At 26.2% G+C, this 11,121-nt stretch carries 11 protein-coding genes and 2 pseudogenes; 3 read left to right on the top strand and 10 right to left on the bottom strand.

Annotated features, from left to right (window positions below; all coding sequences use genetic code 11):
• The 3 genes and pseudogenes from Q0J90_RS14680 to pnp all read left to right on the top strand — a co-directional run.
• A pseudogene (locus Q0J90_RS14680) lies at window positions 1-105 on the top strand (bifunctional riboflavin kinase/FMN adenylyltransferase); the annotation flags it as partial.
• Complete coding sequence (gene rpsO / locus Q0J90_RS01275) at window positions 72-341, top strand: 30S ribosomal protein S15 (protein WP_028329570.1); 270 nt, start codon at window positions 72-74, stop codon at window positions 339-341. The pseudogene Q0J90_RS14680 and the gene rpsO, both read left to right, overlap by 34 nt.
• A gap of 73 nt (window positions 342-414) precedes the next feature.
• Window positions 415-2,556, top strand: a complete 2,142-nt coding sequence (gene pnp, locus Q0J90_RS01280) for a polyribonucleotide nucleotidyltransferase (RefSeq protein ID WP_297276191.1) — start codon at window positions 415-417, stop codon at window positions 2,554-2,556.
• 78 nt (window positions 2,557-2,634) lie between these two features.
• Here pnp and Q0J90_RS01285 read toward each other — a convergent pair whose 3' ends face one another.
• The 10 genes and pseudogenes from Q0J90_RS01285 to Q0J90_RS01330 form a co-directional block, all read right to left on the bottom strand.
• Window positions 2,635-3,126 (bottom strand): peptidylprolyl isomerase, encoded by a 492-nt coding sequence (locus tag Q0J90_RS01285; RefSeq protein WP_028329568.1) that lies wholly within the window; start codon window positions 3,124-3,126, stop codon window positions 2,635-2,637.
• Window positions 3,127-3,144: 18 nt separating this feature from the next.
• On the bottom strand, window positions 3,145-3,720 hold the full coding sequence (locus Q0J90_RS01290; RefSeq protein ID WP_297276192.1) for a peptidylprolyl isomerase: 576 nt from the start codon (window positions 3,718-3,720) through the stop codon (window positions 3,145-3,147).
• Window positions 3,721-3,830: 110 nt separating this feature from the next.
• Window positions 3,831-5,108, bottom strand: coding sequence for a hypothetical protein (locus Q0J90_RS01295; protein ID WP_297276193.1), 1,278 nt, complete (start codon window positions 5,106-5,108; stop codon window positions 3,831-3,833).
• Window positions 5,109-5,139: 31 nt separating this feature from the next.
• A complete protein-coding gene (locus Q0J90_RS01300) occupies window positions 5,140-5,730 on the bottom strand; it encodes a hypothetical protein (protein WP_297276194.1) in 591 nt (196 codons plus the stop codon).
• Between the two features lie 163 nt (window positions 5,731-5,893).
• Window positions 5,894-6,409, bottom strand: coding sequence for an META domain-containing protein (locus tag Q0J90_RS01305; RefSeq protein ID WP_297276195.1), 516 nt, complete (start codon window positions 6,407-6,409; stop codon window positions 5,894-5,896).
• A gap of 129 nt (window positions 6,410-6,538) precedes the next feature.
• A complete protein-coding gene (locus Q0J90_RS01310; RefSeq protein WP_297276196.1) occupies window positions 6,539-6,973 on the bottom strand; it encodes an ankyrin repeat domain-containing protein in 435 nt (144 codons plus the stop codon).
• A gap of 28 nt (window positions 6,974-7,001) precedes the next feature.
• A pseudogene (locus Q0J90_RS01315) lies at window positions 7,002-7,442 on the bottom strand (ankyrin repeat domain-containing protein).
• 31 nt (window positions 7,443-7,473) lie between these two features.
• Window positions 7,474-7,908, bottom strand: a complete 435-nt coding sequence (locus Q0J90_RS01320) for an ankyrin repeat domain-containing protein (protein ID WP_297276197.1) — start codon at window positions 7,906-7,908, stop codon at window positions 7,474-7,476.
• Between the two features lie 230 nt (window positions 7,909-8,138).
• Window positions 8,139-9,401 (bottom strand): hypothetical protein, encoded by a 1,263-nt coding sequence (locus Q0J90_RS01325; protein ID WP_297276198.1) that lies wholly within the window; start codon window positions 9,399-9,401, stop codon window positions 8,139-8,141.
• Between the two features lie 81 nt (window positions 9,402-9,482).
• The coding region (locus Q0J90_RS01330) for a hypothetical protein (protein ID WP_297276199.1) at window positions 9,483-11,121 on the bottom strand (1,639 nt) is incomplete at its 5' end.

Consider the following 11,121-nt stretch of genomic DNA (forward strand, 5'->3'; position numbering starts at 1 on the left):
GATGAAGTAAAAAAATTATTAGAAAATGATGAAAAAAAGATAAGAAAATATTTCAAAAGGAGAACAAAAAAATGTCTATCACAGCAGACGAAAAAGCAAAAATAATCAAAGAGTTTGGTAAAAATGAGAAGGATACAGGTTCTACAGAAGTTCAAGTAGCACTTTTAACTAATCGCATAACTTATTTGAAAGGTCATTTTCAAACTCATACTAAGGATAATCATTCTAGAATGGGACTTTTAAAAATGGTCGCTAAAAGAAGAAAACTTCTTAACTATTTAAGAAAAACTGATATAGAAGCTTATAAAAATCTTATACAGAAATTAAAATTAAGAAAATAATAGTAAAAAGTGACAAGCTATAAAATTTAATACCTTTCTTGGTATATTTTTTTCGGCTATAAAGGAGTATAATATGGTCACAGTTAAGAGTGTCTTTTGCGGAGAGGAATTAATATTAGAGACTGGACTTCTAGCTAAGCAAGCACATGGTTCTGTTACTTTAAGACTTGGAAATACTACAATACTTGCTACTGTAGTTGCTGCCAAAGAGCCTAATTTAGAATCAGATTTTTTCCCTCTAACAGTTAATTATAATGAAAAATATTATGCTGGAGGAAAAATTCCTGGAGGTTTCTTTAAAAGAGAAGCTAAACCTAGAGATAAAGAAATTCTAATCTCACGCATAATAGACAGGCCTCTAAGACCTCTATTTCCAGAAGGTTTCAGAAATGAGGTTCAGATAATACCAACTGTTCTTTCAGTTGATGCCGACATGCCTACAGATGCTTTGGCTCTAATAGCTTCAAGTGCAGCACTTACTATATCTTGGATACCTTTCAGCGGTCCGGTTGCAGCTGTTAGAATTGGATATAAAAATGGAGAATATATAATAAATCCTAAAAACAGCGAACTTATCTCCAGCGATTTAGATATTATTGTTGCTGGAAGTAAAGATGCTATTTTGATGATAGAAGGTGAAGCTAGAGAGGTTTCAGAAGAAGTATTCATAGGTGCTATAGAACTTGCCCACAAAGAAATGCAGAAATATATAGATATGCAAAATGAAATGGCTTCTCTTTGCGGTACTCAAAAAATAGAACAAGAATTATTTGAATATGATAAAGAATTAGTTGATATGGTTACAGAGTATGGTAAAGAAAAAATATCAAATGCCAACTATAACCCTGATAAAACTAAAAGAAATGAAAGTATGGACAATGCTTTCAATGAAATAGAAGAATATATAAAAACTAAAGTAGAAGATGAAAAACTAATAGCACAAGTTAAAGGTATATGTCATTCTATAGAGGAAGAAATAGTTAGAGAAGCTATAGTAGAAAAAGAAATGCGTCCGGACGGAAGAGCTTTGGATGAAATAAGACCTATAAGTACAATGATTAATTTGATACCTAGAGTACATGGTTCAGGTCTTTTTACAAGAGGTCAAACTCAATGTTTATCTATAGTTACTTTAGGAAGCGAAAAAGATGCTCAATTAATGGATGATATATACGGTAAAGAGAATAAAACATTCATGCTTCATTATAATTTTCCTCCTTTCTCTGTTGGAGAAGTTGGACGTTATGGTGCTCCTGGAAGAAGGGAAATAGGACATGGTAATTTAGCAGAACGTTCTTTCAATGCTGTACTTCCTTCTAAAGAAAAATTCCCTTACACTATAAGAGTTGTAGCTGAAATATTAGAAAGTAACGGTTCATCATCAATGGCTACAATTTGTGCTTCTACTATGTCATTGCTTTCTGCAGGTGTTCCTCTTAATGCCAGCGTTGCCGGTATTGCTATGGGGCTTGCCACATATAAAGACGGCTATAAAATACTTACAGATATACAAGGTGTTGAAGATCATTTGGGAGATATGGATTTTAAAGTTGCAGGAACACGCAAAGGTATTACTGCATTCCAGCTTGATATTAAGCTTACAGGAATATCTGCTCAAATATTAAAAGAAGCATTGGAACAGGCTAAAAAAGCTAGATATTTTATACTTGATAAAATTGAGGCTACTATATCTAATGCTCTTGAAGTTTCAGAATTTGCTCCTAAATATAAAACTATGGATGTAAATCCGGAAAAAATTAGAATATTAATTGGTCCTGGAGGAAAAAATATCAAGGCTATTATAGAAGAAACAGGAAGCGATGTTGAAATACAAGACAGCGGTATTGTAAATATATTTGCCCCTGATACTCCTACATTAGATAAAACTATAAAACTTATAAACTCTTATGTTAAAGACCCTGAGGTTGGAGAGATTTATGACGGAGTAGTTAAAGATATTAAAGATTTCGGAGCCTTTATTGAGTTTTTACCTGGAATAGAAGGACTTTGCCATATATCAGAACTTGCCTATAAACATGTTATGAATGTGGAAGAAGTTTTGAAAATTGGAGATGAAGTCAAAGTAAAAATTATAGATGTTAAAGGCGGAAAATATTCACTAAGCAGAAAGGCATTGCTTGAAAAACCTGCTGATTATGTTGAGGAAGAATATAGCAAAAAAGAAAAAAGACATGACAGAAAGAAAAGATATTAATAATAAATATTAATATTATATAAAATAAAAACGAGCCTTATAAAAGACTCGTTTTTTATTTGCTTTTTATAAAATTAATTATTCTACTTCTTTTACATATACTTTATTCATTGTAGAATTTTCCATAGGATTATCATTATGATCCCTTTTTAATGATACTATTTTATCAGCAACATCCATTCCATTAACAACATTGCCCCACACAGTGTATTCACCATCTAAATGAGGAGCATCTGCCACACAGATGAAGAACTGAGAACCAGCACTATCAGGATGCTGACTTCTAGCCATAGAACATATACCTCTTTTATGAGGAACATCATTAAATTCAGCAGGAATGTTGAAATCAGGGCCGCCTGTTCCATGTAAATGCCTTTTAGTAGCATCTTTACTAATAGGATCTCCTCCTTGAATCATGAATCTAGGTATTACTCTATGAAATCTAACACCATCATAAAAGCCTTCATTAGCAAGTTTTTTTATAGCTTCAACATGCTTTGGTGCTTTATCGGGATAGAATTCTATTTCTATAGTACCATAATCTGTTTCAATAAATAAATGTTCTTTCATTATATAAATCCTTATAAATTAGTTAACTGTTTTTACATAAACTTTGTTCATTTTAGCAGGTTCTAAAGGATTATCATTAGCATCTCTTTTTAATGCTACTATTTTGTCAGCAACATCCATTCCATTAACAACTTCTCCCCAAACTGTATACTGACCATCTAAAAAAGTTGAATCTGCTACACAAATGAAAAACTGAGAACCAGCACTATTTATGCTTGCTCCTCTAGCCATAGAACATATACCTCTTTTATGAGAAACATCATTAAACTCAGCAGGAATAACAAAACCGGGTCCTCCTGTTCCATGTAAAGCTCTGTTAGGTTTTTTACTTTCAGGATCTCCTCCCTGAATCATGAATCCAGGTATAACTCTATGAAAACGAGTTCCGTTATAAAAACCTTGATTAGCTAACTTTTTAATCGCCTCAACATGTTTTGGTGCTTTTTCTGGAAAGAAAGCTATTTCTATAGTACCATAATCTGTTTCAATAAACAAATGCTCTTTAGAAGCCTTAGGTTTTTGTGCTATCAATACTGTAGCGAATACAACTATTGTTACAGCAGCTATTAAAATTATTTTTCCTTTTTTTAACATTTAATAATATACCACCTCTTAATTATTTTTATAATATAACCATATAAATTATATATTCGTAATTGTTTTTATTAAATTTATTTATATATTTATAATTTTTTTAATAACAATTATTTAGTTTTATCAGATGCTGTATTTTGATCTTTTGCCTTAGCTTTTTCATCAGCAGCAGCATTATCTTTTTTTACTTCATCTTTTGCTGTTATATCATTGATATTATCATATTTTATATTAGGATCATAAGTTCCTTTTCTAGTTTCGCCTTTAAGGCTAGGTATAAGTAATATCTGCCCATCTGTTATAAGATTAGGATCTGCTATTTGATCTTTATTGGCTTGATATATTTTTGTCCAAAAATTTCCGTCACCATATATGAAATCATAAGAAGCTATAAGCCATAATGAATCTGTATGCATATCTCTTAATCTAACTACATAATATTGAGGGAAACTGCCGTCATAAACATAATTGGCATTGTCTGTATTATTTTCAGTATTATCTGTATTATTTTCAGCATTATTATCTGTATTTTCATTATTATTGTTCATAGCTAAAGAACTATCTTCCCTTACATTTAGCAAATTAAGAACATTTTGCGAATACATTAAAGAATCAGAATAATTATTTTCAGATAAACTTTTAGAAGCAGAAGCTAATGATTCAGAAATTTCATTATAAAGATTAGGGTCCTTTTCATTAAGACCGTCTTTTTTAGCTCTATCAGCAGCTTCCTTAGCTTTTGCATAAGCTAAAGGAGCTTCCAACTCATCAAGAATGCTTACAGCATCTCTAGAACTTGTTAAAGAATTAGTATAATCTCCATCAGAAAGCAGCTTTTTAGCATCATCTCTTAAAGATGTAATCTTCACATCATTATTGTCGCCATTAGTCAATACAGATTCTTTAATTAAATACTCTCTTCTATAATCTATTGATAAAATATTGTATCCCAATTCAGATTTATCTGCTGATTTATTGTATTCAAGTATTGTATTTGTATAATCATTTCCATTTGTAGCTTTATTAAACATAGCTTTAGCAGAATTAATATCTTTTACCGATAAAGTATATAAATTTGATGTTAATTTATTAGTATCTCCGCCTATTTCTTCAAATAAACTTAATATTTCTTCGGCAGTTTTTTGGCTATTTAATACATATTGATAAATACCGTATCCGGATATGATTTTATCAGAATATTCTTTACTCAATTTAGAATATTCTATACTTTTATCATAATCTCCGGCATCATGGGCTTCTATAGCCATTTCTCTATATTTTTGTGCTAATTTATACTCTTCAGTCTCAGAAATATTATTATTAGTCTCCTGTCCATATAAAAAACATGATAAAGACAAAGTAATAAATAAAAATAAACCCTTTTTCATTTTATAAGCTCCAAATTTTCATAAAATCAATTTATTTAGAAGATGATTTTCTTAATTCTTCTAATTCTTTTATTTTAGCATCAGCCTCTTTTAAAGCCTTAGCACTCTCATCATATCTTTTTTTAGTTGTAAAATATGCTCTACTATGGTATTTTTTTACATTTAAAAGACAATTAACTGCCTCTTCATAATTGTTTGTACCTAAAGCAGATAATGCATTTAAATAATTTAATTCAGCCAACTCATAATTATCTTTATCTACTTTATAAGCTTTTATTTCTTTTGAATACTCTCTTTCTACTGATGTTTCTTCTTTTAGAATTGCAGCATATTTAGGAAGTCCTTCATTTAATACTGTTTGATAAGCATTTGATGCTGTTGTAAGCAATTCTTTTGCTTTTTTAGGATCTTTATTCTCATCTATAAGTATTGCCGCTTCAGAATAATTTGCTTCTGCTATATCAAATTGTTCTTTAGAATAGTTTTGCAGATCATATCTGATTGTTTTATCTCTTAATGCGGTTGCATCTTTGTATTCTTTGAATGGCATTGATGAACCGGAACAGGATATTATAAAAATAAAAGCTAATAATAATGTTGAAATATACTTAATTAACTGCATAATTACTCCAAATTATTTTATAAACATAATAAGATAATAATATATCATATATTATACTACTGAACATAAAAGTCAATAGTCATAAAAAAAATACTTAAATAAAAAAAACAAGATAATAGAAATATCTATTATCTTGTCTTAATGTACAGCAATTTAATTAATATTAATTGTTAGCAGCAGCTGCTTCATTAGTAGCAGGAGATTCAACTACACCTTTATAAGTGAATATTAAATTTGTACCTGAAGTTGTAGTAATAGTTAATACATCTCCAGCTAAAGAAATAGTATCAGCACCGCTTAATATTTGTAAATATTCTGTTTCTACTGCCATATCTTCTTCTGGACCAGCCATTTTAGTAGAACCTAATGCATTAAATGTTATTTTATCTCCATTTAATGAAAATTCGCTGAAATAGTTATTAACAGCTGATTTTCCGCCTACCATATTAGTTTCTGGAAAAGCTATAGTAACTTCTTTTCCTTCATACATATTAGTAAGTGCATACTCTTTACCTACTAAATCTGTAACCATAATAGTACCAGCTGCTGCTGGTGCTATAGATACATTAGTGTCTGCAGCATTAGTATCAGTAGCAGCTGCTGATTGACCGCTGTTGCTGCATGATACTGCAAATACTGTTCCCATAAGAACAAGAACCAAAGACAATATTTTTTTCATAATTATTTTCCCCAAATAAAAATTTTGAAAAAATTATATTATAATTATGTTTTATTATCAATGTTATAAATAGTAATAATTATAAAAAAATTAATATTTTTTATAATTTTTTTTATTTTTTTATAAAAATTATTTAGCACCTGCTTTTTTAAGTATTTCTGCGATATCTTTATGCCCTCTTTGAACAGCATAAGTCAAAGCTGTTTTACCATATTTATCTTTTATATTAACATCAGCACCAGCATTTACTAATATGCGTACTATTTCTGTATGTCCTTTTGAAGATGCCCTGCTTAAAGCTGCTCTGTTTCTAACATTACCTGTATTTAAATTTACTTTTTTATTTACTAAAAGCTGAACAACTTCTGTAAGCCCTTCTTCGGATGCTTCTATTAACGGTGTTTCTCCCATCCTGTCCTTAGTATTTATATCTACACCAGAATTAATAAGCTCTATTGCCCTTTTTACATCTCTCTTTTCTAAAGCATCCATTAAAGCTGTTCTCTTCTGCTGTGATAATAAAGTTATACTAAAAACTATTAATAAAATTAAAATCTTTTTCATAAAATATATTTCCTTAAAAAATAAACTCTTATTTAGCACCTGCATCTTTTAAAATTTTAACTATATTTTTATGTCCTCTTTGATTAGCATAAGTTAAAGCTGTTTTACCATATTTATCTTTTATATTAATATTAGCTCCAGCATCAACCAATAATTTTACTATATCAGCATACCCTCTAGTTGCCGCCCTTATCAAAGCTGTTCTTTTATTGTTATTAACATCATTCAAATTAACTTTTTTGCTTATTAATAACTTTACAACTTCAGGCAAACCTTCCTCTGCTGCTTCTATTAATGGAGTTTATCCTCTTCTATCTCTTGTATTAAGATCTGCTCCGGAATTTATTAATTCTATAGCTCTTTTAGTATCTTTATTTTCTAAAGCATCCATTAATGGAGTCCTTTTTTGCTGAGAGAATAAAGATAAACTAAAAACCGCCATAAAAATTAAAACTATAATTTTTTTCATAAAATGTATCTCCTATATATTTAAATAAATTTTATTTTGCTCCAGCAGCTTTTAAAATCTGCACTATGGATTTATGTCCTCTTTGATTAGCATAAGTTAATGCTGTTCTTCCTCTATTATCTTTTATATTTAAATCAGCTCCTGCATTAACAAGAACTTTTACTATATTGGCATAGCCTTTTGAAGAAGCTCTCATTAAAGCAGTTCTTCCCCATTTGCTTTTAAGATTTAAATTTACTTTATTTTCTACCAATAATTTTACAATCTCTATATGTCCGCCCTCTGCAGCTTCTATTAATGCATTCTCCCCTATCCTATCCTGCTGATTAATATTAGCTCCTTCTTTTATAAGTGTTCTTACTTTATTTATATCTCCCTTTCCGGCAGCATCAATAATAGGTATATCACTTTTTGCAAATAAACTTATTGAAAATATTAATGCAAATATCAGTATCTTATATTTCATAAAAACTCCTAATAAAGTATTCATTTTAATAAGAAGTATAATAAATATAATTGATATTGTCAATTTTTTGTAAATAAAATTTGTACAGAATTTACATTTTTTAAGAATATGTAAACTAATTTTATACTAATATATTTATAAATGTTATATATGTTTAACAATTATAAAAAATACAAAATAAATATTAAGATAATAAAATTAAATTATATGGATAATAAATATTAAAAAAATCAATTAAATAAAGCATAAACTACAGGTATTATAAAACATGCTATAAAAGCCCAAGCTCCATAAATATATATATAAAATACTGATTTAGTATTTCCAATACTGATTTCTTTTATATTTGGAATATTATCAGATTTTTTGAATATTATTAGTATAGACTTTATATTAAAAAATGTTATAAAAATCAAATTACCTAGCATTATTAAATTTGTACCTATCAATATTATTTTATTTGGGCTTATACCGTATTCTATTAATCTGTACAAAGAAGAAGTTAATACTAATATATCAAAAATAATAGCTATTATAGGAAGTACAATATATAAAGCTTTAGTAAATATGCTAGATTTATAATCTATTCTTATAAAGAACATATTTAATACAATTATAGCGAGCATAATATTATAAAGTATAAAACTTACTCTGTTATCATAAGGACTTATATCAGGCATTAATAGAAGAATCAAAAGTATAAATATAAATAATAAACTAAAAGGCATTAATATTCTTGATAAATATATAGAAATATTAGTTTTCATCTTCTTATAAACTGTATATACCAAAAAAGGAAATATTGAACTTAAGAATGATATTGATAATAATATTAATTTAAATATAATTTTTTCATCTAAACTGCTTATAATATCTTTTATTAAAAATATAACTATTGCTGCAAATATTCCAAATACTGCTGATACTATACCTGCTATCAAGCCTGCAAATATTAATATATCTGCAGAAAATGTAAAGAATTCTGATATACTTTTGGAGTTTAATACTTGAAATCCATTATATGATAAAGCTATTATTATAAAAAATATTATAACAGAAAATATATATTTAATATAATAAAACTGTGAATATAGCTCAATATTATCAATAGAAGCAATTGCAGTAAAAAAACTAGTACTTAAATTTATAATCAGCACAAATAAGAAAGATAAAAATATTATAATGATATTTCTTAAATTAAACTTTGAATTAATATTGAATATCAAACTAAAACAGAAAAAATAAAATATATAGAAATAAAATATGTCTATAAAAAAAATATTAGAATTACTAGTGGAATAAATACCATCAATTAATTTAGCAATATTTACAATTTTTAAATAAGAATATATAGTCATTGCTAATGATGCGATAAAACCTATAGCAATAATAATTAAATTTGATATTAAATTATTTTCTAATATTTTGCCTATTTTATTGTTTATATCATTTATTTTTTCATTTACATTATTTTGAACAATATTTTTTTCCATAAACCAATATACCCTATTATAGTAAATAAGATTGAGATGATTATAAATGAATAAATATAAAAGTCAAGATATATAACTTATTTAATAAATATCACCTAATATATAATATTTTGCTCCTAAAAGCCTATGATAAAAATACCTTCCAACTGTTTCAAATACTACAACATCTGTATCTTCATTTATAATATATGAATATCTATTTGTAATGTCATAGAAATTTGAAACAAAAATACTTTTATTGAAATCTTTTACTATATAATTAGACATATTTATGATATAAGAGTCCCTTATAAAAAATATATTCTTTTTATTCTCAGAATAGTTTTTTGCTTCATATTTTATATAATTATTTGTTATAATCATACTATATTCATTAGTAAATCCATTAGAATGGTAATTATCTACTATATAATCATCTTCATAAGTTCCAATAAAAGGAAAATAATTATTTGTTAGGGTAGTAAATAATTTTATATTTGAATTAGTTATATGAGGAATATTAAAATTTAACAGCTTCATTAACTCATAATAACCAATATATGCTCCCAACCTTGTCCAATGACTATAATCTGAATATTTATAATACAATATATATTTATCTTTATATTTTAATAGTTCTTGTTTTGGATAAACAATTTTTATATCTGTATTATTTTTTATATACTCAATAAATTTATCACTTGAATTAAATTCTGTTTTTCTTTTAATATAATCAGGCATATACTCTGAATATATAAAATTTTTATCGGGGCATATCATTAAAACAAAATCAATTCCTGATTTTCTTAATTTATCTCTAACATATAATAGATTATTTTTTACTATTTCTAATTCCTTATCATTAAAATAATAATTACCAACAAAATCATCTACAATACCATCTGCTTTTATAAATAAATTAGATTCCTTACCCAATATTGCATTATTATCTATCAAATCATTAAATATATAATAGTCTAAATATCTTTTTAAATAAATAATATTATTTCTAAAAGGTAAATGATCATTGAAATAATCTTCATATTCTTTTGTGTAGTTATTTATAGTAAAATTAGGTTTTTCTTTCAAATTTCTATTTTCATAATTATCAACATATATATTGGGTATTAAATTATATATAAAATTTGGTGTTATTAAAAATATCAAAAAAATCAACAAAATTATTTTATATTCAATATTGTTATAAATTGTATGTTTTTTACAACAAAAATAATTTTTTATTATAAAAAATAAATAAATTAAATATAATAATACTATAAAAATAAATGTATAATCAATAGAAATACAATATAAAGGTATCATAACAACAAAAAATATAATTAATAAAAATAAATATTTAAAACTGTTATGATTAATAAATATTTTACGTATTATAATCAAATAAAGATCATCTATAGTATATAGAAATATTAATAATACCAAATTTAATAATAAAAATAACAAATATATATCAATTTTAACTTTAAGAGTATATTTAACATTATCTATTTTATTTTCTCTTATTTCTTTAGAACTAATTAAATTTCCGAATGGTGTACCTATATTATTATCCATTTTTATTTCTTTTACATATTCTGGAAAACTATTAGTATTTAAATAAACTCCATATATATCACTATTTCTAAATACTTTATCATAATATTTTACTTGAAAATTATATATATAATTATTAGAATATGAATCATTTACATTAAAAGATGATATTTCTAAATATCCAACT

It is taken from the genome of uncultured Brachyspira sp., from assembly GCF_944390595.1.
Classification (GTDB): Bacteria; Spirochaetota; Brachyspiria; order Brachyspirales; family Brachyspiraceae; genus Brachyspira.